Origin of the sequence: Streptomyces pimonensis (assembly GCF_041380215.1) — a bacterium.
Lineage (GTDB): Bacteria > Actinomycetota > Actinomycetes > Streptomycetales > Streptomycetaceae > Streptomyces > Streptomyces pimonensis.
Genome location: NZ_JAHWZY010000023.1, coordinates 37,802 through 60,768 on the forward strand (window position 1 = coordinate 37,802; position 22,967 = coordinate 60,768).

Sequence of the window (22,967 nt, forward strand, 5' to 3'; positions counted from 1 at the left end):
GATGCGTCCCCGGCCTGCGGTCTGCGAGAGTGAACCCCGTGTGGGACGGGAAGCCCGACGGGCTGGTGACGTTATCGGGGGCGGCGTGTGCGGCCGTCGTATGGCTGGCGGTGGCACTGGCGCGGACGCGGCGCCGGTGGCAGGCGGCGGTGGGGGAGCGCGGCCGGCTGCTGGAGCGGGAGCGGGAGAGCGCCGCCCGGGCGGCCGTCGTCGCGGAACGCGACCGTATCGCCAGGGAGTTGCACGACATCGTCAGCCACAACGTCAGCCTCATGGTGGTGCAGGCATCGGCCGCCCGTGAGGTGCTGGGCACGATGCCGGACGAGGCCGCGAGCGCCCTGCGCGCCGTGGAGGACGCGGGCCGGGGCGCCATGACCGATCTCCGGCACCTGCTGGGAGTGCTGGCGCCGTCGCCGGACGGTGAGGACACCGGCCCGGAGCCGGGCGAGGCCGACGACGGCGACGCGGCCGAACTGGTGCCACAGCCCGGCCTCGACCGGCTGGGGTCCCTGGTGGACCGGATATCGTTCGCCGGGCTCCCCGTCGAGGTGCGGATCACCGGCGAACCGCGACCGCTGCCGCGGGGCGTCGAGGTGACCGCCTACCGCGTCATCCAGGAGGCCCTGACCAACGCGCTCCGGCACGGCGACGGCGCGGGAGCCGAGGTGACCGTGCGCTACGCCGACCACGCCCTGCGCGTGGAGGTGCTGAACACCGGCCCCAGCGTGCTGACCGGCGCCCCGCCCGCACCGCCGGCGCCGGCCCGCACGGCCGCCCTGCGGCGGCAGGGCGCCGGCCGCGGACTGCTGGGCCTGCGGGAACGGGTCGCGGTGTACGGAGGAGACCTGGACGCCCGGCGCCGCCTCGGCGGCGGTTACCGTGTCCGGGCCCGCATCCCCCTGGACCGCCCGTTGGACCGCCCGTTGGACCGCTCATGACACCGGGCACGGCCGGGCACGGGCCCCGCGTACTCGTCGCCGACGACCAGACACTGATCAGAACCGGCTTCCGGCTGATCCTCACCGCCCGCGGGATCGAGGTGGTGGGCGAGGCGGCCGACGGGGCGGAAGCGGTCGCGGCGGCACGCGAACTCCGGCCGGACGTCGTGCTGATGGACATCCGCATGCCGAACATGGACGGCCTGGAGGCCACCCGTCGCATCCTGGAGCACGCCCCGGACCGCAAGGTGATCATGCTGACCACCTTCGACCTGGACCGCTACGTGTACGGCGCGCTGTCGCTCGGGGCCAGCGGCTTCCTGCTCAAGGACGTCACCCCGGAGCACCTGGCGGCGGCCGTACGACTGGTCGGCACGGGCGACGCCCTGCTCGCCCCGTCCATCACCCGCCGCCTGGTGGAGCGCTACGCCGCCCAGTCCGCCCGCACACCCGTCGTGCACGCCGGCCTCTCGGCCCTGACCCCCCGCGAGACGGAGGTCCTGTCCCTGCTCGGCCGCGGCCTGTCCAACACCGAACTCGCCGCCGAACTGACCCTGAGCGAAGCCACGGTGAAGTCCCACGTGGCGCGGATCTTCGCCAAGCTGTCGCTCCGCGACCGGGCCCAGGCCGTCGTACTCGCCTATGAGACGGGACTGGTCAGGTCCGCCGAATCCGGCGGGCGCGGCCCCGTGGACCCGTGAGCCGGGCCGGGAAGGCCCCGAAGCCGGCGGAGCTCGGCCCGCGACCGGAGTGCCGGTCCCCCGGTGGTGCCGCTCGCCCGGCCCGCCGACGCCGGACCGACCGGTGATTTCACCGATTCGCCCCTCCCGGCCGCCCGCTTGACTCGGTGTGAGCCGGTCCCGGAAACGATCCGCGGGGACCGGAAGCAGGCACGACTCGCGCAACCGACAAGGACGCGCCGACGCAGTCGGCCGGCGCGGCCGGAAGGGATCCCGGACATGTCTCGTACCAGCGGGCGCCTGCGCTTACTCGGCGCCGTCGCCGTCGCCGTCGGTATCACGGCCGTGGGAACCACGGGCGTGGGGACCGCGGGCGTCGCGACGCCCCCCGCCTCCGCCGCCACGCCGGTCTACAGCGAGGACTTCTCCGACGGGCTCGGCACCTTCACCGCTTTTGGTCCCGTCAGGACCGGAACGTACGGCGCCCGGCTCAGCGGGTCGCTGTCCTCCGACCCGTCCATGGTGTCCGCGCCCGTCGACCTGACCGGGTACGACGACCTGACCCTGTCGTACACCCGGACGGCGTCGGGGCTGGACCTCGGCGAGACCTTCGCCGTGGCCTACTCGGTCGACGGCGGCCCGTTCACCACGCTGGAATCGGCGCGCACCGCCACGGGCGCGGTGTCGTTCCCCCTGCCGGACTCCGTCGAGGGCGGTGACCTGCGGCTGCGGTTCTCGCTGGACGCAAGCAGCCCCCTGGAGACGCTGACCGTCGACGACGTGCTGATCGAGGCCGACGGCGACGCGGGCCCGACCGACCCGCCGCCCGGTTCGCTGCCCCCCGTGGGCGACGTCACCGCACCCGGTCCGTACGCGGTGACCGTCGACGACTCCGCCGGCCCCGGCGGCGACGGCTGGCTGGTGTACCCCACCGACGCCGGCCGGAACGGTGTGGACCACCCGGTCCTCGTCTGGGGCCCGGGCGCGGGGTCCGACCCCGCCGACTACGAGGACATGCTGCGCCAGTGGGCCTCGCACGGGTTCGTCGTCTACAGCGAGGTCTCGTCCAGCAGCGGCGCCTACATGGTCGACGCCCTCGACTGGCTGGAGGACCGGAACGCCAGTCCGGGCAGCCCGCTGTACGGGGACCTCGACACCTCCGAGGTGGCCTTCGGCGGTCACTCCCGCGGGTCCCTCGGCACGTTCGACGTGGCCGACGAACCACGGCTGGAGACCACCGTCCACGTGGCCGGCGGCTCCTTCGACGGCAACGGTCCCGACAGCCTCCGCAACCCGGCCCTCTACATCGGCGGCGACGAGGACTTCGCCACCGCCAACATGGAACGCGACTACACCAGCACCGGTGTGCCGGTGTGGTTCAACGTCCTCGACGGCACCGACCACATCCTCGCCACCCGCAACGGGCAGCACATCATCACCGCCTGGCTCCGGTGGCACCTGGCCGACGAGGAGTTCCGCCGCACCCAGGACTTCCTGAGCTCCGGCTGCACCTTCTGCGGCCTCGGCGACGTCCGGTACAAGAACTGGTGACACCACGCCGCCCTGCCCGCGCCGCCCCGCCGTGCACACGTGCGGGGCGGCTCCGGGAGCCTCGGGGCCGCCGGGCCCTCCGTCCCGGGCGGCGCCCCTCACTCCCCGAGCGCGGCGACGGCCTCCTCGTGACCGCCCGTCGGCGGCGCGGTGTCGGGACCGTACACGAGGTTCAGCACGCCCGTCGTGAACGTCTCCGACTTCAGCAGCTTCAGCGGGATCGACGGCTCGCCCTCGTCGAACAGGCGCATGCCCTTGCGCACGGCGACGGGGTGGACGAGGAGGTGCAGTTCGTCGAGGAGGCCCGCGGCCAGCAGCTGCCGGACGACGGAGACCGAGCCGCTCAGCGAGACGTCACCGCCCGGCTCGCCCTTCAGCGCGGCGGCGACCTCGGCGACGTCCCCCTGCGCCTGCTCGGAGTTGCGCCACTCCAGATCGAGACGACTGCGTGAGAACACGATCTTCCGCATGTCGCCGAGCTGCTTGGCGAAGCCCGCGTCCTCGCCGCCCGCCGCCTCCCGCTCCGGCCAGGCGCCGGCGAAGCTGTCGTACGTCCTGCGGCCGAGGAGCAGGATCTCCGTGGTGCTCAGGCTCGCGCCGACGGCGGCCCCCATCGCGTCGTCGAAGTACGGGAAGTGCCACTGGTCGGGCGCCTCGACGACGCCGTCGAGCGAGATGAACAGACTGGCGGTGATCTTCCGCGGCATGGTGTCCTCCGTATCCGGTGCGTGTACCGGATACGACCGTGCCGCCCACCGGAACTCATCGGTGGGCGGCACGCCGACGGCTCAGACGGTCTCCGGTTCCCTGCGGTGCTCCGGACCCGGCGCACCGCCTCCCGCCCGGCGCGGATCCGTGACGCCGCCCAGCCGGCCCAGCAGGAACCCGGCCGGCACCGTCACCAGGCCCGGGATCGTCACGTCCCAGACCCCGAAGTCGTGCTCCGGGAGGACCGGCCCGGGTGCTCCGGACGCGTACGGCGACAGCGCGAGCGCCGCGACGCCCAGCACCGTGGCCCCCCACAGGCACCACAGCGCACCGCGGGCGGTGAACCCGGGCCAGTACAGGGCGTACAGCAGCACGGGCGCGAGGGCGGCGCCGCAGACGGCGAGCCAGAGCGTCGAGACGACCACCAGGTCCCAGTCGGCGACGACGACCGCCACGACCGAGGAGAGGGCCCCCGCCAGCGCCGCCGACCACCGCGACGTGGCACCGCCCGTCCTGCCGGACGGGCCCGGCACGTCCCGTCCCAGGGCGATGCCGGCGGCGAGGGCCACGTCCACCACGGCCGCGAGCGCGGTGAGGAAGAGGACGCAGGCCAGGGCCGCGACCAGGAAGCCGCCGCTGTCGAGCGCCCGCCCGAGCAGCAGCGGCGTGAGGACCTGCGCCGACGGACCGGCCTCGCGCAGCGCCTCGCCGACACCGACGACGAGCGCGCCGTAGAGCAGGACGAGTTCGCCGAGCATCCAGCGGCCGGCGGTCCGGGCGCCGCGCGGGCTCTTCGCCGAGATGGCCCGCATCAGCACGGCGGGCATCGCCAGCGTGGCCATCGACATGCCGAAGGTCTGCCCGATCCGGTTCACGGCCCCCGCCCACCCCTCGCCGGTGTAGCCGCCCGGACGCAGGTACGCCTCGCCCGTCCGCGAGCCGTGCGCGGCGGCGTCGAGCGGCCGTCCGGGGTCCCCGCCGAAGCGGTGGAGCACGAGCACGGCGGCGACCACCAGCACGGGCAGGGCGATCGCCGACTTCGCGATCACCACCACCCCCGTGCCCCGGATTCCGCCGCTGACGGCCAGCGCCGTCATCAGGGCCCGGCCGCGTGACGACGGGCCGCTCACCTCGCGAACCCCTGGCCCGCTGTCCGCCGCACGCTGTCCACCGGCACCCGCACCCAGTGGCTCCGGGCGGGAAACGTCCAGCACACGACACACGCCGCCCGGCCCCTGCCCGGTGCCTGAACCGGCCCCGGGTGGAAGGGGTCCCGGACACAGCCGGCCAGCGGCGCCTCGTCACCCACCGGGATCCGCCGGGCCGGGCCCCGCACCGTGCGGCGGCAGCTCCGTTCCCGCGGTGCGCCGGTGCGGTTCCGTCGAGGGGCCGGAGGAGCTGTCGGTCGCGGCCGTCGTGTTGGCGGCTTATTATTCCCCGATATGCGCTCCTTAATCCAGTGAATAGCAAGAAGCGACGGATCCGGATCGCGAATCCCGGAAAGAAATCCTCCATGTTCGGAATGTCGGATTCCGTATGGGTGGTCGCAATGTGACACCGGACACATGAGTAAAGTCTTGATCAAGCGGAGTCGATGGTTCGTATACTGAGGAAGCTCTTGGCGTCGCGGGTTGACCGACGCTTCACGAGGTCCCAGTCGAGGGGGAAGCTCATACCGCTGAGTGAGCTGGATCAGAACGCCATGGCCGCTTCGGCCCGCAGTTGATCGCCAAGGCAGTCGTTGCCGGTGGACGTTCGGCGGGCGTGAGTCATCTCCTTCCTCGAGTGTTCCAGTGCAGCGGAACCCGGCGCCCCACCGTCGGACGACCATGAGGTTGATAGGTGAATCGTCATACTTCCTTGAGGGAATCCCGCATCGGATTAGGGAACGATCACTTGAGAATCCTGCAACTCGTCTCCGAGGGCTGCACCATGGCGCAGGTGGCCCGCCGCATGGAGGTGAGCGACCGCACCCTGCGGCGCAAAGTGCGGTCGATATGCGAACGCGTCGACGTGGAGACCCCGATAGAGGCAGTGGTCTGGGCCGTGCGCCGACGCATCATCTGACCGGCGCGCGGGTTGGGGCAACGTCAGCGAGAGAGCGTGTACGGCGGCGGCCGTCGACGGGCAGGTGACCGTCGGCGGCCGCCGTCCCGTGCCCGGACCCGGTGCCGGTCGTGCCGTCGGCGGCCGTCCCGTACGGAACCCGGCGCATCCGCTTCTCCGGTGGCCGATCCCGGTCACTTCGCTGTCCTTCGGCGCCGCCCCGCGATAGAAATCGTCTGTGGCAGGCGAAACGATCACATACCCGCAGGGCCGGCCTTCCGCGTCGGCTGCCGACAGTCCCGCGGACGCGTCAGTCGAACAGCTTCTGGTGCGACTCCGGTTGGGTTCTCTGAGCACTTCGGAGGTCTATTCGTATCCCGGCCGGAACGAGAACTGGTCCGGTGTCACGGACGTCGGCCATTCGGTATTCGTGAAACGGCTCAAAGGGAGCCCTGAGGAATCCCGGAAGCGATACCGAAGGATCGTCACGTTCGAGAGCCTCGCCGGCAGGGGTGTCCGTCCCTTTCCCCGCCCGGAATTCCTCGGCGGGGACGAGGAACACCGACTGCTGGTGTTCCGGATGCTCGACGGCATCAGGTCCGGCAGCGAACTCGCCGCGGAAAAGGAGTTCACCGAGTCCATGTCGGCCCAGGCGGGCCGGACACTGGCCATGCTGCACCGACTCCCGTTCCGGGACGAGGAATTCCCCGAGCCGGACCCCCACCCGTTCCCGCCGATCGACGACCTGCGGTCGCTGCCGCTGGAGACGTACGTCCACGCCACCGGCGCCTTCGTTCAGGCATGGGGGCTGTTGCAGCGCGACACCGCACTGCTCGCGGCACTGGAGCGGCTGCGAGCGACCGAGGCCCAAGTCGCCCGCGTCCCCGTCCACGGTGACCTGAGGTTGGACCAGTTCCTGCTCGACGGGACCGTCTTGCACCTGAACGACTGGGAGGAGTTCCGGCTCGGGGACCCGGCACGCGATGTCGGGGCGTACGTCGGCGAATGGCTGCATCGAGCGGTGCTGCGGATTCCCGAGCAGGAGACGGACGACGCGTTCTCGGCCGTGCTCACCCATGAGGAGGTCGTCGCGCGCGGCAGCGAGGAACTGGCCCGCGTGCTGCCGCAGATCTCCGCGTTCCACCGCGGTTACCGCGAGGGCGGCGGCCCCGGCGACGACGGACTCGTGGTGCGCGCCACGTCCTATGCGGGCTGGCATCTGATCGACCGGCTGATCGCCTCGACCAGGGAGAGCGGCCGGTTGTCGGCCGTCGTCCGGGCGGCGGCAGGCATAGGCAGGACCGCGTTGCTCGACCCACGGAGCTTCGTCCGCACGGTCGGACTGGGGGAGGACGCATGAGCTCCCGCACCGAGGAGTCCGTCCCGTCCGAGGAGTGGGCGGTGGAGCGGGCCGCCGTGAACGGAGCTCCCTCACCGGTGCTGTCGGCCGGTCTCCGCCTCGCGCTGGAGACCGTATGCATCGCGCCGGACGGCCGGACGGCCCGGGTACAGGACGACGAGGTGACCGCCGGGTCCCCCACGGCGATGAGGTTCGCTCTCGCCCGCACCCTGTACGAGGTGCTGCACACCGGGCGCGGGGTCAAGGACCGTGAGGCACCGAGGACCCTGCGCGCGCCCGACTACGAGGCACGGCTGGCGAAGGCGACGCCGCATCAGGGGACGGTCGCCGCGGGAGTCCTCACCGACCGGCGCTCGTCCACCGGCCGGCGGGTCGTGGAGATCGACGGCCTGCGCGTGGGCGTCCCGGACTCGGTGATGTTGAGGGAGACCGGGCGCACCGCGGGCGACGCCGGCCGTCCGGTGGTGCTGATGAACCTCCCGTCGGCCCGCCCGCTCGTCTCGCCCGGCTTCTTCCTCGTCGACGGCGGCACCGGCCGCACCGGAGACGGCGATCTGCTGCGGCTCTATCTGCGGGTCGCGGACCCCGACGCGGCCCCCGGGCTGTGGCATGCCGTACTGAGCGCCCTGGAGAGCCGCTCCGCCGCCTACCGAGCGAAAATCATCTCCAATCCGGCAAGCCTGCCGCGCAACGACGGCATGGTCGTCTACCTGAGTCCGGACTCCTGGGACGCGGTCGGCGCGGTGACCGAGGAGGCTCTGACCACCGGCCTGCCGGAGGGACCCGCCCCCGCGTTCGCCCATGAGATCGCGCCCGGGGTGACGGCCGCCTGGGAGCCGAAGGACGGCCGCACGGGCATGCGCGGACTGAGTTTCGGCGAACACCGGGCGCATGTGGTCGCGCGGGCCTTCGTGGCCGCCGCGGAACAGCGGCGCGAGCGTCCGACGGCCGCCGAGCTCGCGGCGGCGTGCGTCGCGGCGAACGTGGACCCCGCCGATCCCGCCCGCAACCTCGACTCGGGCGACTGGCCGTGGCGCACGGCCCCCCGGCCGGCCTGAAGCGCCGGACACGCGCGAAGACGGTGGCCCGACCCGACCGCACCCTGCAGGAGGTCCAGCAGCATGGCCAGAGAAACACCCCCGGACAACACCGACGAACTACGTGTCTTCACCCAGCTGCTGGTGGGCCGGAAGGCCACGGTGACCGCCGCGGTGGTGCTGAGTCTGCTGTCCGCGGCCGCCACCCTCGTCCTTCCCCTCCAGGTCCGCGACCTGGTGATGGCGCTGGCCGAGGACGAACGTCCCGTCGGCCCGCTGCTGATGATGGCGGGCCTCGCGGTGGGCGCCGGAGTGGCGACGGCGCTCTCCTCCTACCTGCTCGCCCGTGCCGGTGAGGGTCTGGTCTCCGAGGCGCGCTTCCGCATCGTCTCGCACATCCTGACCCTGCCGCTGCGGTGGGTCCGGCGCGAAGGAGCCGGCAACCTGGTCGCGCGTGCCAACTCCGACAGCACGCAGCTGCGCTCCGTGGTGGACGTCGGGGTGGCGCAGATACCGTCCTCGCTCTTCCTGTCCGTCGGCACACTGATCGCCATGGGCGTGCTGGACTGGGTCCTGCTGCTCGTCGTGCTCGTCACCTTCTCCCTCTCCGGTGTCGGCATCTTCCTGTGCGTTCGCTCGATCCGCACCGGTGTGGTGCGTCAGCAGAACGCCATCGGGGCCATGTCGCAGCAGATGACGGCGGCCGTCCTCTCCCTGCCCACGGTCAAGGCGTTCCTCGCCGAACGCCAGGTGGCGTCCACACTGGGCCACAGCGTCGAGGACGCGCGCAGGGCCGCCGTGTCGGTCGCGCGGGTGACCGCCCTGGTCGGGCCCACGATGCAGTTCGGCCAGCAGCTCTCGATCATCGCGGTGATGGTCACCAGTGGTGCCCGGCTGACCTCCGGGGACCTGGGCATCGGCGAGTTCGCCGCCTTCATCGTCTACCTGCTGCAACTCGTCGCGCCGCTGACCCTGCTGGTCTCCGGAGTGGCCCGGATGCAGAGCGGCCTGGCCGCGCGCGGACGGCTCAACAGTGTGCTCACCGTCGCCTCGGAGAGCTCCGGGGCGACCTCTCCGGTCGAGCCGTCGCCGACCGCGCCCGCGGTGGAGTTCGACGGCGTCACCTACACGGACGGCGGACGCACCATCATCCACGAGGCCACCTTCGCGGCCCCCGCGCGGGGACTCACCGCCATCGTCGGGCCGTCAGGAGCGGGAAAGACGACACTGCTCGCGCTCACCGAGCGCTTCCTCCTGCCGGAGTCGGGCCGCATCTCCGTCTGCGGGCGGCCGGTCGAGCAGTGGCCCCTGCACCAGCTGCGCGGCGAGGTCAGCTACGTCGACCAGAGCTTCACCCTGGTGGAGGGCACGGTGCGGCAGAACCTCCAGCTGGGACAGGACCGGGACCTGCCGGACGCGGAGCTGTGGCGGGCGCTGGAGACGCTGGGGCTCCGCGGTGCGGTCGAGGCGCTGCCGGCCGGTCTCGACACCGAGCTGGGACGTGCCGAGGACCTGTCGGGGGGCCAGCGGCAGCGGCTGGCGGCCGCCCGCGTCCTGCTGAGAGACACCCGTGTCGTCATCTTCGACGAACCGACCTCACAGCTCGACAGCGAGAACGAGGAACGGCTGCGGGGGCTGATGCGCACTCTGGCCGCCGAGCGCGCGGTGATCGTGGTCGCGCACCGCATCTCCACGGTGCAGGACGCCGATCTGATCGTGGTCGTGGACGAGGGGTACACCGTCGACCGGGGCACGCACGAGGAGTTGCTGACGCGTTCCGGGCTCTACCAGGAACTGGTGCACGGGCAGTCGCTGCGCGACCCGGCGAGGCGGGCGGACGGAGCCGCCCCGGCGGCTCCCGGCGCCGCGCCGTCCGGCGGCCCGGTGCCGTCCGCCCCGATCGCCGGGGCGGTGGCCCGGTGACCGGGGCGGCGAGCGCGGGCGAACCGGTGGGGGTGCGCCGCCTGCTGGTGATCGGGACCGGGTCCGTGACCGCCGCGCACCTGCCCTTCTGGGCCGGCTGGCTGAAGGGGGGACACCCGGGGACGCAGGTGCGCTACGTGCTGACCGAGGCGGCCACCAGGTTCGTCACCCGGGAAGCGCTCACCGCCATCGGCGGGTGCGAGGTCCTGGCGGACCGGTGGCCCGACGAGCCCGAACCGACGGCCCGGCACGTCGACCTCGCCCAGTGGCCCGACGCGGTCGTGGTGCTGCCGGCGACGCTCGACTACCTGGCCAGGCTGGCCGCCGGACTGGGCGACTCGCCCTCCGTCCTCGCGCTTCAGTGCACGCGCGCGGCGATCGCGCTCGCGCCCGCGCTGCCGCCCGGTGGTGCGGAGAGCCCGGCGTACGCGGAGCACACCGCCCGGCTGCGGACGCGCCGCAACGTGGTCGTCGTCCCGCCCCACCCCGGCCGCAGTACGAGCAGCGGGAGGCTCGAGGCGTGGGCGCCCGCGTCCTTCCCCGAGGTCCTGGCCGCGGCCGACGGGCTGCGGGCGGCGCTCGGCGCACCGGGCCCCGACGGCCGGGCCGGTCCCGAGCAGGAACACGCATCCGCCCGACACCTCACGGAGGATCCATGAGCACCGGAACAACACGGCAGACCCGGCAGCGGGCGTCCGCCGAGGACAGCAGCGCGTACGGGGAGTCGCTGGCGGACGTCTACGACTCGCTCTACCCCTCCTCGGGGCCGGCCGTGGACTCCCTGGTCGCCTTCCTGCGGGAGCTGCGGCCCGCTCCCGCATCGCTGCTCGAACTCGGCGTCGGCACGGGCCGGCTGGCCATTCCGCTGGCCCGGCAGGGCTACCGGGTGCACGGCGTGGACGCGTCCCCCTCGATGCTGGCGAAACTGCACGAGAACGACCCCACGGGCGAGGTCACCACCTCGGTGGGCGACTTCGGCGCGCTGGCTGTCGAGGAGCGGTACGACATTGTCCTCACCGCGCTCAACACCTTCTTCATGCTCCCCACGCAGGAGCAGCAGATCAACTGCCTGCGCGGCATCCACGACGCGCTCGCGTACGGCGGGGCCGCGGTCTTCGAGACGTACAACCCGCAGGTCTACCACCGGCTCACCGAGGCGACGACCCAGGTGAGCCATCTGGCACCGGACGCGCTGCTGCTCGACACGGTCCAGGTGAACCAGTCGCTCCAGTCCGTCCTCGTCGTCCACACGATCATCGACTCCGGTCGACTGCGCAAGGTGCCGGAGGTCAGCCGCTACGCCTGGCCCGCCGAGTTCGACGTGATGGCCCGGCTCGCGGGACTACGTGTGACCGGCCGCTGGGCCGACTGGGACCGCAGCCCCGTCACGGACCGGGCGGAGAAACACGTCTATGTGGTGGAGCGCCAAGAAGTATGAGTAACTTGACGGCCTGTTGTGTTAACGCAATACTTCAGTGAGTCAACGCGTTGCTTCGGGAGGTGTGTGACATGGCTGGGCCGGTGCTGGAGGTCGACGGCGTACGGAAGAGCTACGGCAGACGCCGGGCCGTGGACGACATGTCCTTCGACATCCGCGCCGGTGAGCTGTTCGGCTTCGTGGGGAACAACGGCGCCGGCAAGACCACCACGATGCGGATCGTCCTCGGAGTCCTCACGCCCGACGCGGGAGAAGTGCGGTGGCGCGGCCGTCCGGTCGGCTTCGACGCCCGCAGGCAGTTCGGTTACATGCCGGAGGAGCGGGGTCTGTACCCCCGGATGAAGGTCGGGGAACACCTGCGCTACCTCGGGGAGCTGCACGGTCTGTCGTCTGCTGCCGCCCGGTCCGCGGCGGGCCGGTGGATCGAGCGGCTGGGGCTCGCCCATCACGCGTCGGAGGAGGTCCAGAACCTGAGCCTCGGCAACCAGCAGCGGGTGCAGCTGGCCGCCGCGCTGGTCCACGGACCGAGGGTGCTGGTGCTCGACGAACCGTTCTCCGGGCTCGACCCGGTGGCGGTGGACGTCATGAGCGACGTGCTCGCCGAGCGGGCCGCCGACGGAGTACCCGTCATGCTCTCCAGCCACCAGCTGTCCTTGGTCGAGCGGCTCTGCGACCGAGTGGGCATCGTCGGCGGCGGGCGGCTGATCGCCTGCGGAACGTACCGGGAGCTGAGCGAGAACGCCGGTCGCCGACTGCTGGTCGACGCCCCGGAGGCGGACGGGAACTGGGCCGCGGGGCTGGCGGGCGTGGAGGTCGTGAGCCGCGAGGGTACCCGTACGCGGCTTCGCCTGGCGAAGGGCGCGGACGACCAGCGGGTGCTGCACGCGGCACTGGCCACCGGGCCGGTCACCGCCTTCGTGTCGGAGAACCCGCCGCTGACCGAGCTGTACCGCGACCTGGTCACCGGGACGGACGACCGGACCGGAGGCGGCGAGCGATGAGCACGACGGCACGAGCCTCGGACCGGGCGACCGGCCACGACGGGCCGGGCGAGGAGCGGGATCGCGCGCCGGACCGGGGCACCGCGGGTTCCCAGGCCGGCCCCGGCGCACTACCGGCCCGCAGGGCGGTCGGCCTGGTCGCCCGGCGGGAGATCAGCAGCAGGATGCGGACGAGGTCCTTCGTCCTGAGCACCCTGGGGCTGCTGCTCGGGCTCGCCGCCTATGCCCTGATCGTCGTCGTTGCCCGGGACGGGCCCGCCAGGGTAGGTGTCGAACCGGAGGCCTCGGCGCTGCGCCCGGCGCTCGCCGCGGTGGCCGAGGAGGCGGACGGCTTCGAGTTCGTCTCCGTCGGTGGCGGCCGGACCGATCGGCTCCTGCGCGACGGCGAGTTCTCCGCCATGATCGGCGGCGGAGCCGGCGGGCGGTTCACCCTGTCCGTGGAACACGAGGCGGACGAGGATCTGCTCGCCGTGGTACGGGCCGCCGTCGCCGAGGAACGCACCACCAGGGAACTGGAACGCGCGGGCGTGGACCCCCTGGAGCTCAGGCAACGAGTGGCCTCGGCCACGGTGGAGGTCGACGCGCTGGACCCCTCGGGCAACAGCGCGGCCGAGCAGTTCGCGCTGATCCTCGCCTCCACCGGGCTTCTGTACTCCTTCTTCGTCCTCTACGGGATCATGCTGGCGCAGGGTGTGGTGGAGGAGAAGACCAGCCGAGTCGTGGAGTTGCTGCTCTCCACCATTCGCCCCTGGCAGCTCCTCGCCGGAAAGCTGATCGGGGTGGCCGTGGTCGGCCTGACCCAGCTCGTGCTGCTCGGCGGCGCGGCGGTGGCCCTCGCACAGGGCGCCGGCACCGTCACCCTGCCGACCGCCGTGGGCGGGACGCTGGTCACCCTGGGTGTCTGGTTCCTGCTCGGCTTCTTCCTCTTCGCCGCCATGCTGGCCGCGGCGGCCGCGCGCGTCTCACGGCAGGAGGACCTCCAAGGGGTGGCGCAACCGGTGATGCTGCTCATCACCACTCCGTTCGTGCTGGGCCTGGCCCTGCTGAGCAAGAACGCGCACGACCCGTTGATCGAGTGGTTGTCGCTCGTGCCGCCCCTCAGCCCCATCCTGATGCCGGCCCGCATGCTGCTCGGTACCGCACCCGTCTGGCAGATCATTCTCTCCCTGGCCCTGGCGGTCGCCGCGCTGGCGGCGACGACCCGGCTCGCCGGGCGGATGTACGCCAACAGCGTGTTGCGCAGCGGCTCCAGGGTTCCACTCGCCGAGGCACTGAGGCTGCGTTGAGGAAGCCGCCCCCGCCCGTCGCCCGTTGTCCGTCTCTCCCGTCCTGTCCGTCACCTCTGTTCCGTCCTTCGTCCCGCACACCCTGTCCGCGACACGTCCACCCGGCCCGCCGGGCCGTTCCACAACCGAGGAGTACCTCATGAGCACCGCCCTCTGGATCGTCATCGCCATCGCCCTCGTCGTCGCCGTGCTCGCGGGGATCAGGAAGAGCCGGGGCTGATCAGCCCCGGTTTCGGCACGGGTTCCCGAGGGGGCGGTGCTGCCGCGTGGACCACGCGGCAGCACCGCCCCCTCGATCCGTCAGAAGTCGAGTTCGCCGGTGCTGCCCCGGTGCAACGGTGCCACCGCCGTCTCGTCGGCGACGACCACGCCCGTGAAACCGGCGGGACGGAAGTGCTTTCGGGCCGCCTCGACGACCGCCTCGTGCGGTACGCCCCGCAGCAGCGGTCCCCAGTTGTGCAGCCAGTCCGAACCGGCACCGATGTGCACCAGGTTGGCCAGCCCGGACGCCAGTGCGTGCGGCGAGGACATCGCCGTGGCGGTGGAGCCGACCGCGTAGCTCCGGGCGGCGTCGACCTCCGCCGCCGACGGCGGCTCGGCCGCCATGCGCTCGAGCTCCGCCCTGATCACCGCGAGGGCCGGCACGGTGTGCTCGGCGGCGGTGTCGGCCTCGACCATCAACGTCGAGGCCCCCGGAACCGACTCCACGCCCGAACCGAGCTGATAGGCGTACCCCTTCTCCTCCCGCAGGCACGCCACCAGGCGGGAGGCGAAGGATCCGCCGAAGACCAACTGCGCCAGGTGCACAGCCGGGTAGCCCGGGTCGGTGCGGGGCAGCGCGGGGGCGGCGAGCCGGATCACGCTCTGGACGGCACCGGGCCGGTCCACCCGGAGCAGTGGTCCGCCCGCGAACCACGACGGCGCGCCGGGTCTGTCGTCCGCCGGCCCCGGTCCCCACGCTCCGAAGGCGTCGGTGACCGCGGCGACGGCGTCCTTCGGTCGCAGGTCACCGACCAGCACGAGCACCGCGCCCCGGGCGCCCAGATGCCGCGCGTGCAGTGCGGCCAGGTCGTCCGGTGTGCAGGCGGCTGCCGCTTCGGGTGCCGGTTGCCGCAGGGCGGCGGTCTCGTCGCCGTACCGCCGCCGCAGCAGCGCGTGCTGTGCCAGGGCCGCCGGCTGGTGGGTGGCCAGCCGGATACGGCGCACCAGCGCTTCGCGCTCGGGGCGGACGGCGTCCTCCGTCAGCCGCGGCTCGCGGACGGTCTCGGCCAGCAGGGCGAGCACGTCGGGCAGGGCGTCGGCCATGGTGTGCCCGGTGAAGGCGAACCGGTGTGCGTCCGCGGTGGCGTCCAGGGTGGCGCCGTGTGCGGCGAGAGCGGCGTCGTGAGCGTCCGCGTCCCGGTGCGCGGTACCTCGCAGCAGGGTCATGGCCAGCAACTGGCACCGGGTCACCTCACCGGGTTCCCTCGCGGCGTACGGGACGGTGAGGCGGATCTCCACGACGGGGACGACCGGGGCCGAACACACCACCAGGCGAAGCCCGTTGGCGAGGGTGGTGTCGACGTCGGGCAGTGGCAGACGCTCGTCCGCGGGGCCCGGACCCGAGTCCCCGGTCACGCCGCCGCCTTCTCGCGTACCCCGGCCGGTACGAAGCGCACGACCGCACGGTTCGAGGAGGTGAGCCGGGCAGCGGCCCGGCTCACCTGTTCCCCGGTCACTCCCGTCCGTACCAGCTCCGGCAGCGTCTGTGTCAACTCCGCCTCGCCGAAGAGGATCTCGCGCAGACCGAGCAGCTGGGCCCGGGTGCCCGGATCGGCGAGTCCGCGCAACGCCCCCGCCGCCCAGCGCGCGGTCGTGGCACGCAGCAGACCAGGGTCCACGCCGTCCTTCGCCAGCGTCTCCAGCGTGCTGTCCAGCGCGGCCAGGACGTCCTCGGGGCCGCCTTCGTGCAGGGCGAACAGCGTCAGCAGATCGGGTCCCGTCGTGTCCAGCGGCAGCCCGAAGAGGCCGCAGCCCGTCGAGAGGCCCGTCATCCGCGCGGCGGCCGGCCCGCGGCGCAGCAGGGCCTGTCTGCCCTGGCCGAGCAGTGCTGACAGGACCAGGTGCGCGAGGTAGTCGGCGCGCTCGGTCACCGGGTCCGGCATCCGGTAACCCACCGCCACGGCGGGCGTTCCGGCGTGCGGGTCGGCGACCGTCCGTCGCCGCTCCCGGTCCGGTGCCGGCTCGTACGTGTCCGGCGGGGCCGCCGTCGGACGCGCCGGCACGGATGCGAAGTGGCTGCGCACGAGACGTTCCACCGACCCCGGGTCGAACGCGCCGGTCAGTGTCACCACGGCGTTTCCGGGGCCGTAGTGGTCGGCGAAGAACCTTTCGCAGCGCGGAATGTCGAAGGTTGCGAGGTCGGCGGTTTCGCCGTACCCGTCCCTGGTGTTCTCCGCATGCGAGTTCAGGGTGCCCGGCAGCACCCAGGGGAATGCGCCGTAGGGACGATTGCGCACCATGAGGCGGATCTCCTCGTCGATCACCGCGGTCTGCGTGCGCAGGGTTCGCGCGGAAATGCAGGGGGCGTGCATGCGGTCCGCTTCGAGCGCGATCAGCATCTCCACGGCGGAGGCCGGAGCGGCGGCGTGGTAAACGGTCACGTCCTGGCGGGTTCTGGCGTCACCGGAACCGCCGGCGCGCTGGAGCCGGGGCAGGTACCCCTCGGGTGCGGCACCGCGACCGCCTTGGAAGACGAGGTGCTCGAAGAGGTGCGCGAGGCCCGTATGTCCCTTGGGCTCGGTCCGGAAACCGACACCGTAGTGCACCGCGAGGCCGACCGAGGCGCCGACGGGGTGCGGTGCCAGCAGCACCCGCAGACCATTTTCCAGATTCAGGCGGCGCAACTGGGTTCGAATCACCCGGGCGAGCATAGGCCGAGGCAACTGCCCGCTCAACCGGGAACGTTGACCGATATCGGCCACTGTCCGCATGCGGTCAACTCCGTTGCCTTCGCGGCACCGGCCGGGGAATGGTGCTGGCACGGCCGGAGAAGGCGAACGTCGATATCGCCGATCCGGTCACCACTCGATTCCGCTCACACCAATGGGAGTGAATATGAACACCGAGTCCCTCATCAGCGGTTACTCGGCCTACGCGGCCGCCGACGAGATCGTTCCCGCGGTCGAGGCTCCGGGCGCCACCACCACCATCACCACCTCGTCGCAGGCGTGCATCTCCGCCGTGTCCGCCGTCTCGGCGGTGTCGATCGACAACACCTTCGACCACTCCTGCTGAATCGTGTGACCCGCTGAGGGACGGGGCGGGTGCCCACCGCCGCAATCGGTGGGCACCCGCCCCGTCGTACGGTGGCGTGACGCCGGTTTCCGGGGGTCGGTTCACTCGTCCTGGGAGGGATCGGAGTCCTCGGCGCCCGTGTCGGACAGCCCCAGGACGATGGAGGGCAGCGCCGACGACGTCAGCATCAGCGTGGTCAGCAGCCCGGGCATCCGCTCGATCATCCCGGCGTCGCCCTGGAAGACGATCATGAGCAGGACGACGGCCATGCCGGAGGCGATCGCGCACTGGTACCCGATGAAGGCGACCCGGTCGCGCAGCCCGCGCTCGCGTTCGTCCAGTCCCGCTCCCGGCCGTTCGGCCACGCCCCGGGTCATCGAGCGGAGCACGCTCCACAGCAGCAGCCACAGGACGAAACCCACGAGCCACCACGAGTCGGAGAAGGCGTTGCCGTCCGAGATCAGTGACAGCACCACCATGGCGGCGCCCAGCGCGCAGAGCGCGAGTGCCACCGGACGCATGGGGCTGCGGACCGGACTCGTCGTCCCGTCGGGGCCTTCCCGGCTCACGTGCGTTCCTCCTTCTTGTACAGCTGGGCGGAGAGCGGGGCGAAGGGCTGACGACTGAAGATCGCTTCGACCGGAAGCTCGAACACGTCGCTGAAGCGGAAGGCCAGGTCGAGGCTCGGGAAGTAGTCGCCCCGCTCGATGGCGCCGATGGTCTGCGGGTGCACCTCCACCAGTTCGGCCAGCGCGACCCTGCTGAGACCGCGCTCGGCGCGCAGCACTCTCAGCTGGTTGTAGATCGGCATTCCCTCGCGACGGCTCACTGGACTCATGCCAGGAATGTAGTGCTAACACAACAGATCGTCAAGGAAAAGCTATGGGAAGGAAGGTCTGCCCGTGACCGACGTGCTCCCGAGCGTGCTCGTGCCGAACATGCCCGACACCCCGGACGCCCTGCGGCCCTTCGCCGAACTGGTGCGCGACACCGGCGCGCGGCGGTTGTGGACGGGGCAGTCGCTCCGGTTGGAGCCCCATCAGGCGTTCGCCCACCTCGCCGGCTCAGGGGTGTGCGTCCCCGTCGGCACCGGTGTGACCCTCATGCCGCTGCGCCACCCGTACGAGGCCGCCCTGCAGGCCCGTTCCCTCGCCCTGCTGACCGGGAGGACGGTGGTGGCCGGATACGGCGTCGGCGCACCGGCGTTCGTGCGCAGCCTCAACGGACGCACCTATCCCAGCCCGCGCACGATGGCCGCCGACTACCTGCGCACGGTCCGTGCACTGCTCGACGGGGAGGTCGTCGACCACGCGGGCGACTACCACGCGCTGCGGGGGCGGCTGATCCCCATGGACCACCCGGGCGTGGAGGTCGGCGTGGGAGTACTGCGCCCCAACATGGCACGCACCGCCGGCGGCGTCGCGGACGTCGCCATCACCTGGATGACCCCGCCCGGATACGTCGCCGAGACCCTGCTGCCCGCCCTGGTGGAAGGCGCCAAGGACCGGGACATCCGCTGCCGCGTCGCGACCGTCGTCCATGTCGCGGTGGAGCGAGGCGGCCGGGACCCGTACGTCCTCGCGCACACGGCCGCCTCCGGGCATCTGGCGGCCGACCACTACACCGACATGCTGCGCCGCGCCGGTGTGCGGGCCGAACCGTCCGACCCGAGGGCCGGTGCCGCCGCCCTGGTGGACAGCGGCACCTACGTGTTCGGCTCGGCGGACCACATCGCCTGCCGCCTCGACGACTACCGGGGCGCCGGAGTGGACGAGGTGATCCTCAACTGTGGCGGGGTGCTCTTCACCGAGGGGCCGGACGCGGCGTTGCGGGACGCCCGGGAGATCATCGAGGCGGTTCGGCGGCGGCACGGTGGCTGAGCCGGCCGCCCTCGGGGAGGCGGACCCGGTGACCGTGCGCGAGTACGGCACCCGCTATCTGCGGATCACCGTGCGACACCACGGGGGCACGGCCTTCAGCTGGCTGCGCGCGCCCGGACCGGCCCACTCCCGTCCGCAGCGCCTTCCCGCAGCGGCGGTCGAGGCGGCCCTGCGCCGGGCCGGCAACGCCGGCGGCGACCCGGTGGACGGCCGGCCCGGCGCCCGGCTCGCCCTGGGGGAGTGGGCGGGCGGCCCGGCGCCGGACGGCGCGGAACGGCAGGGCGTGCTGTACCGCGTGCAGGGGGCCGTCTCGGTGGCCCGGCTGCTGCCCTCCGGCGACAGCACCGCCGGCCGGCTCGCGGTGCGCGCGCTGGCAGACGTGGGCAGGACACTGCGGCGGCTGCACCGGGAGCCGTGGGACTTCCCGGAGCGGACGCCCCACCCCGGCCTGGGGCGGCTCCGCGCCTGGGCCGCCGGGGAGGAGGCCGCCCCGGGAGCCGTCCGGCTGCGCGCACTGGCCCGCGCCCGGCTCGGCCCCTCGCTGTGGGCCCGGCTGGCCGACTGGTCCGAGTCCGCGAACGAACCAGCCGGCGGGTCGGGCGCGGTCCTGTTGCACGGAGCGCCGAGCACCGGCTGGCTGGTCCCCTCCGCCGCCGGTGGCCGGGCCGCGCTGCTCACCGGCGAGGAGGTCACCGGTGGCGACCCGGCCCTCGACGTCGGCTGGATCCTCGGGGAACTGCACGAACTGCGCGCCGCCGCCGCACGCGGCCTCGGCGCCGCCGGGCAGGGGCCACCGGTCGACTACCCGGCGGCGGCGCACGCCCTGCTCTCCGGTTACACCGGTGGCACGGGCACCGCCGCCCTCCCGCCCGGCACCGAACGCGCCGCCACGCTCCGACTGGCCGTCCACATGCGGGACTTCGCGTCGTTCGTCGGCTGGCACGAGGACCTGCGCCGCTACTGCGACCTACTGGCGGAGACGCTCGCCGAGGACGGTGCCCCCGCTCTCCGGTGGGGCACGGCCCCCGGAAGCGTCAGTTCGTGGTGACCGACGTGATCACCGTCAACGCGATGATCGTCGTCAGCGCGTCCTCCGCGGCCTTCACGACGTGACGCACCGACGCCGCGGACCACTGGCCCCGGGAGACCGCCTCCATGGCCGCCTCCACCCGGCGCGGATCGGCGTCGGGGAAGGCCAGGCGGTGCAGTTTCGCTCCGTGCAGCAGGGCGACCAGGCTCGCCGTACGCTCGTCCGGCGCCGCGCCCTGCAGGACGACGGCGTGGAGGCGCTGCCGTACCGCCGCCTCCACCGAGCCGTCGGCCTCCGGGTAGCGGCGCACGGGGAAGAGGCCGAGCACCTTCTTCCTCTCCTCGCGGACCAGTCCCTTCTCGATCAGACCCGTGTTCGCGCGGGCCACGGCGTCCCTCTTCAGCCGGTTGATCCAGTCCTTGGTGCCGCTCGGCCTCTGCCTGGCGGCGACGGCGTCGAGCGCGGCGTCCAGGGCGGGCTCGCCCGGCGGCGTCGCGTCGACGACGGTGACCGTGTCGTCGGTGACGTCGATCCGGCCGGCCAGTGCGAGTTCCACCAGCTCGGCCGCGGCGATCGCCGGGGCGACCTTCGCCGACTCCCTGGCGGTGCCGGACGCGTCGTCCAGTGAGAGGAGGAGCAGTTGCTCGCCCAGGGTGGCCGCGGCCGCCTCGGAGCTCTGTGCGGTGCCTGCCGTGGGGGGTTCCATCGCTGTGTTCCTTCCTTCGGTGTCCGGGCGGGGCCGGTCGGCGGTGATCGAGGTCCTCACCCGGCTGCTCGGGCACGCCTACCCGAACCGCCGTTCCCGCACCGGACCGATCCCGGCCACCGGAGACATGCTGGAGGGGCCGGAAGCAGCCGGACCCCGGCCCGGGGCCCCAAGGTATCCCGGACGTGCCGCCGCACCCGCTCCTGGCCCCGTACAGGAAGGCCGGGCCGGGTGCGGTGGTACCCGTGGCTCAGATGTTCCGGGAGGGACCAGCCGACGCGGTGATCTGCCGCGATGGGGGAGGACTGGGGCGCCGACCCGCGCGAACGGTCCTTCAGCCGTCCCGTGCTCGTGCCGGCTGAGGAAGCCGGAAGTCCCGGAGGACTCCCACGACTGCCGGACACCCTTTCGGTTCTGCTCGACGCAGGGCGGCGCGGCGGTGCGCCGGAGGCCGGCCCCGTTCCTCCGCGGCTCCACGTCCTCCGGATCCGGCGCCCCGCCGAGCGGCTCGCCCGACCGCCGGGCGAGCGCGCCGCGGACCTCGGGATCGGCCACGTACCGGACCTGTCCCTCGAACCCTCCGGCCCGTCGGTGTTCGCGTCCTCCGGAGCCCTGTGCTCCCGGGGGCGCGACGTTCACGCGGACCGGCGCGGTCACGGAACGCCGGGTCGTCCTCCGGCCGGGGTGCCGGCGTCCTTCCCCGTTCGCCCGGCGGTCTCCGCCGCTCCGTAGCCTCCCGGACGCCGGCCCGGGAAACGCGCATCGATCAGGGAGTGACAATAGTGTGCGACGCACAGTATTGTGTGAGTCGTGTCCGTAGAAGAACTGACCCTGAGCCAGGCGCAGGAACTGCGCCGCGGGACGGTGGTGCTCGCCTGTCTGGCGCTGCTCCGGAAACCGCAGTACGGCTATGCGCTTCTGGAGACGCTCGACGACGCGGGGGTCACCGTCGACGGCAACACGCTCTATCCGCTGCTGCGGCGCCTGGAGAAACAGGGGCTGCTGATGAGCGAGTGGAACACCGACGAGTCCAGGCCGCGCAAGTTCTACCGCGTCAGTCCCGACGGATCCCGTGTCCGGGAGGGCCTGGTGCGTGAATGGCGGGATCTCGTCGCTTCGATCTCACAACTGACCAAGGAGAACGAATGAGTACGGGGCTGCTCACCGAACGCTATGTCCACGAGGTGGTCCGGCGGCTTCCGGCGGACCAGCGGGAGGACATGGCCCAGGAGCTCCGCGCCACCATCGCCGACACCATCGAGGGTCGGGGCGGTGACCTCCGGGCTGCCGAGCGGGAGGTGCTCAGCGAGCTGGGGGACCCGGTGCGGTACGCGGCCCGGTGCACCGAGCGGCCGCTGGCACTGATCGGCCCCGACCTGTATCCCGCCTACATACGGGTGCTGGGCACCCTGGCGGCCACCGTGCTGCCGGCGCTCTCCCTCGGCCTCGCGCTGCTGGAGGTGGCCGACGGCGGCGGCGTCGGCGCGGCCCTGCGTGTCGGTCTCGGCACGCTGATCGGCGTCGGCGCCCAGCTGGTCGCCGTGATCACGGTGGTGTTCGCCGTGACCGAGCGGGTCCGCCACCGCCGGGGCACCACGGGCGACCGCTGGACGCTGGACGAGCTGCCCGACGCCCCGAAGCAGGACGGGGGCGGCGTCGCGGCACTGGCCGCCGTGGCGTGGGACGTGCTGCTGTTCGCGCTGATCGTCTGGCAGCACACCGCCGAGCCGTACCGGACGGACGGCGGCGAGCACCTCGAGGTGCTGAACCCGGACCTGTGGTCCGGCTGGGTCTGGCCGGTACTCGCCGGTCTCGCCGGTCTCGCGGTGGTCGGGGTGGCACGGGTGGCCGGGCAGGGCTGGAACATCCGGCTGGCCGGCTGGTACGCGCTCGCCCACGCGGTGTTCACGCTGCCGCTGGCCTGGGTGCTGTACCGGCAGGAACTCTTCAACCCCGGCTTCCTCGCCGACGCCAGGACGCTCTGGGAATCCCAGGAGTCGGTCTACGGCGGTGCCGCGGTCGTCGTGCTCGCCATCGGCGCCACCTCGGTGTTCAAGGCCTTCCGTACGGCGCTCCGCTGACCTTGCGACGACACGGAGGGGGCTGC

The 22,967-nt window shown here is 72.6% G+C and carries 24 protein-coding genes; 17 read left to right on the top strand and 7 right to left on the bottom strand.

The features are described 5' to 3' along the window. The first annotated feature begins 65 nt into the window (after positions 1 to 65). The 3 genes from KYY02_RS22205 (at position 66) to KYY02_RS22215 (ending at position 3,169) form a co-directional block, all read left to right on the top strand. Positions 66 to 938, top strand: a complete 873-nt coding sequence (locus KYY02_RS22205) for a sensor histidine kinase (RefSeq protein ID WP_371240513.1) — start codon at positions 66 to 68, stop codon at positions 936 to 938. Then, positions 935 to 1,639 (top strand): response regulator, encoded by a 705-nt coding sequence (locus tag KYY02_RS22210; RefSeq protein WP_371240515.1) that lies wholly within the window; start codon positions 935 to 937, stop codon positions 1,637 to 1,639. Before KYY02_RS22205 ends, KYY02_RS22210 begins: the two co-directional genes overlap by 4 nt. Before the next feature lie 258 nt (positions 1,640 to 1,897). After that, positions 1,898 to 3,169: a poly(ethylene terephthalate) hydrolase family protein gene (locus KYY02_RS22215; RefSeq protein ID WP_371240517.1), complete on the top strand. Its 1,272-nt coding sequence runs from the start codon at positions 1,898 to 1,900 to the stop codon at positions 3,167 to 3,169. A gap of 98 nt (positions 3,170 to 3,267) precedes the next feature. Here KYY02_RS22215 and KYY02_RS22220 read toward each other — a convergent pair whose 3' ends face one another. Together KYY02_RS22220 and KYY02_RS22225 are read right to left on the bottom strand one after the other, a co-directional pair. Next, positions 3,268 to 3,876 carry a dihydrofolate reductase family protein gene (locus KYY02_RS22220; protein WP_371240519.1) on the bottom strand — a complete coding sequence of 203 codons (609 nt, stop codon included), beginning with the start codon at positions 3,874 to 3,876 and terminating at the stop codon, positions 3,268 to 3,270. Between the two features lie 81 nt (positions 3,877 to 3,957). After that, positions 3,958 to 5,007, bottom strand: a complete 1,050-nt coding sequence (locus KYY02_RS22225; RefSeq protein ID WP_371240520.1) for a sodium:solute symporter family transporter — start codon at positions 5,005 to 5,007, stop codon at positions 3,958 to 3,960. 766 nt (positions 5,008 to 5,773) lie between these two features. On the opposite strand from KYY02_RS22225, the gene KYY02_RS22230 reads away from it, so the two are divergent. The 9 genes from KYY02_RS22230 (at position 5,774) to KYY02_RS22270 (ending at position 14,188) form a co-directional block, all read left to right on the top strand. Then, positions 5,774 to 5,944 carry a helix-turn-helix domain-containing protein gene (locus KYY02_RS22230; RefSeq protein ID WP_371240522.1) on the top strand — a complete coding sequence of 57 codons (171 nt, stop codon included), beginning with the start codon at positions 5,774 to 5,776 and terminating at the stop codon, positions 5,942 to 5,944. Positions 5,945 to 6,161: 217 nt separating this feature from the next. Then, positions 6,162 to 7,283 (top strand): class V lanthionine synthetase subunit LxmK, encoded by a 1,122-nt coding sequence (lxmK, locus tag KYY02_RS22235; protein WP_371240524.1) that lies wholly within the window; start codon positions 6,162 to 6,164, stop codon positions 7,281 to 7,283. Further along, complete coding sequence (locus KYY02_RS22240; RefSeq protein ID WP_371240526.1) at positions 7,280 to 8,341, top strand: T3SS effector HopA1 family protein; 1,062 nt, start codon at positions 7,280 to 7,282, stop codon at positions 8,339 to 8,341. Before lxmK ends, KYY02_RS22240 begins: the two co-directional genes overlap by 4 nt. Before the next feature lie 63 nt (positions 8,342 to 8,404). Continuing rightward, the gene (locus KYY02_RS22245) at positions 8,405 to 10,243 is read left to right on the top strand and encodes an ABC transporter ATP-binding protein (RefSeq protein ID WP_371240528.1); all 1,839 of its coding nucleotides are present in this window, start codon (positions 8,405 to 8,407) and stop codon (positions 10,241 to 10,243) included. After that, the gene (locus KYY02_RS22250; protein WP_371240530.1) at positions 10,240 to 10,902 is read left to right on the top strand and encodes a flavoprotein; all 663 of its coding nucleotides are present in this window, start codon (positions 10,240 to 10,242) and stop codon (positions 10,900 to 10,902) included. Before KYY02_RS22245 ends, KYY02_RS22250 begins: the two co-directional genes overlap by 4 nt. After that, positions 10,899 to 11,681, top strand: a complete 783-nt coding sequence (locus KYY02_RS22255) for a class I SAM-dependent methyltransferase (protein ID WP_371240532.1) — start codon at positions 10,899 to 10,901, stop codon at positions 11,679 to 11,681. The genes KYY02_RS22250 and KYY02_RS22255 overlap by 4 nt, the downstream gene beginning before the upstream one ends. Positions 11,682 to 11,752: 71 nt before the next feature. After that, complete coding sequence (locus KYY02_RS22260) at positions 11,753 to 12,682, top strand: ABC transporter ATP-binding protein (protein ID WP_371240534.1); 930 nt, start codon at positions 11,753 to 11,755, stop codon at positions 12,680 to 12,682. Further along, the gene (locus tag KYY02_RS22265; protein WP_371240536.1) at positions 12,679 to 13,968 is read left to right on the top strand and encodes an ABC transporter permease; all 1,290 of its coding nucleotides are present in this window, start codon (positions 12,679 to 12,681) and stop codon (positions 13,966 to 13,968) included. Before KYY02_RS22260 ends, KYY02_RS22265 begins: the two co-directional genes overlap by 4 nt. Before the next feature lie 25 nt (positions 13,969 to 13,993). Next, on the top strand, positions 13,994 to 14,188 hold the full coding sequence (locus KYY02_RS22270) for a hypothetical protein (RefSeq protein ID WP_371240538.1): 195 nt from the start codon (positions 13,994 to 13,996) through the stop codon (positions 14,186 to 14,188). 80 nt (positions 14,189 to 14,268) lie between these two features. On the opposite strand, the gene KYY02_RS22275 is transcribed toward KYY02_RS22270, so the two are convergent. Both KYY02_RS22275 and KYY02_RS22280 read right to left on the bottom strand, forming a co-directional pair. Further along, a complete protein-coding gene (locus KYY02_RS22275) occupies positions 14,269 to 15,585 on the bottom strand; it encodes a M16 family metallopeptidase (RefSeq protein ID WP_371240540.1) in 1,317 nt (438 codons plus the stop codon). Then, entirely contained in the window at positions 15,582 to 16,868 is a 1,287-nt protein-coding gene (locus KYY02_RS22280) for a M16 family metallopeptidase (RefSeq protein ID WP_371240542.1), read from the bottom strand. Before KYY02_RS22280 ends, KYY02_RS22275 begins: the two co-directional genes overlap by 4 nt. Positions 16,869 to 17,064: 196 nt before the next feature. On the opposite strand from KYY02_RS22280, the gene KYY02_RS22285 reads away from it, so the two are divergent. After that, positions 17,065 to 17,244: a hypothetical protein gene (locus KYY02_RS22285; protein ID WP_371240544.1), complete on the top strand. Its 180-nt coding sequence runs from the start codon at positions 17,065 to 17,067 to the stop codon at positions 17,242 to 17,244. Between the two features lie 101 nt (positions 17,245 to 17,345). On the opposite strand, the gene KYY02_RS22290 is transcribed toward KYY02_RS22285, so the two are convergent. Continuing rightward, on the bottom strand, positions 17,346 to 17,813 hold the full coding sequence (locus KYY02_RS22290; protein WP_371240546.1) for a hypothetical protein: 468 nt from the start codon (positions 17,811 to 17,813) through the stop codon (positions 17,346 to 17,348). After that, entirely contained in the window at positions 17,810 to 18,082 is a 273-nt protein-coding gene (locus tag KYY02_RS22295) for a helix-turn-helix transcriptional regulator (RefSeq protein ID WP_371240548.1), read from the bottom strand. Before KYY02_RS22295 ends, KYY02_RS22290 begins: the two co-directional genes overlap by 4 nt. A gap of 64 nt (positions 18,083 to 18,146) precedes the next feature. On the opposite strand from KYY02_RS22295, the gene KYY02_RS22300 reads away from it, so the two are divergent. Beyond that, positions 18,147 to 19,124 (top strand): LLM class flavin-dependent oxidoreductase, encoded by a 978-nt coding sequence (locus KYY02_RS22300; protein ID WP_371240551.1) that lies wholly within the window; start codon positions 18,147 to 18,149, stop codon positions 19,122 to 19,124. Further along, complete coding sequence (locus tag KYY02_RS22305; RefSeq protein ID WP_371240553.1) at positions 19,117 to 20,172, top strand: phosphotransferase family protein; 1,056 nt, start codon at positions 19,117 to 19,119, stop codon at positions 20,170 to 20,172. The genes KYY02_RS22300 and KYY02_RS22305 overlap by 8 nt, the downstream gene beginning before the upstream one ends. Here the strand turns inward: KYY02_RS22305 and KYY02_RS22310 are convergent. Further along, positions 20,159 to 20,860: a GOLPH3/VPS74 family protein gene (locus KYY02_RS22310; RefSeq protein ID WP_371240555.1), complete on the bottom strand. Its 702-nt coding sequence runs from the start codon at positions 20,858 to 20,860 to the stop codon at positions 20,159 to 20,161. The two genes, KYY02_RS22305 and KYY02_RS22310, sit on opposite strands and share 14 nt — an antisense overlap. An 810-nt stretch (positions 20,861 to 21,670) precedes the next feature. On the opposite strand from KYY02_RS22310, the gene KYY02_RS22315 reads away from it, so the two are divergent. Both KYY02_RS22315 and KYY02_RS22320 read left to right on the top strand, forming a co-directional pair. Continuing rightward, positions 21,671 to 22,009 (top strand): PadR family transcriptional regulator, encoded by a 339-nt coding sequence (locus KYY02_RS22315; RefSeq protein ID WP_366060732.1) that lies wholly within the window; start codon positions 21,671 to 21,673, stop codon positions 22,007 to 22,009. Further along, on the top strand, positions 22,006 to 22,941 hold the full coding sequence (locus tag KYY02_RS22320) for an HAAS signaling domain-containing protein (protein ID WP_371240558.1): 936 nt from the start codon (positions 22,006 to 22,008) through the stop codon (positions 22,939 to 22,941). Before KYY02_RS22315 ends, KYY02_RS22320 begins: the two co-directional genes overlap by 4 nt. Positions 22,942 to 22,967 lie beyond the last annotated feature (26 nt).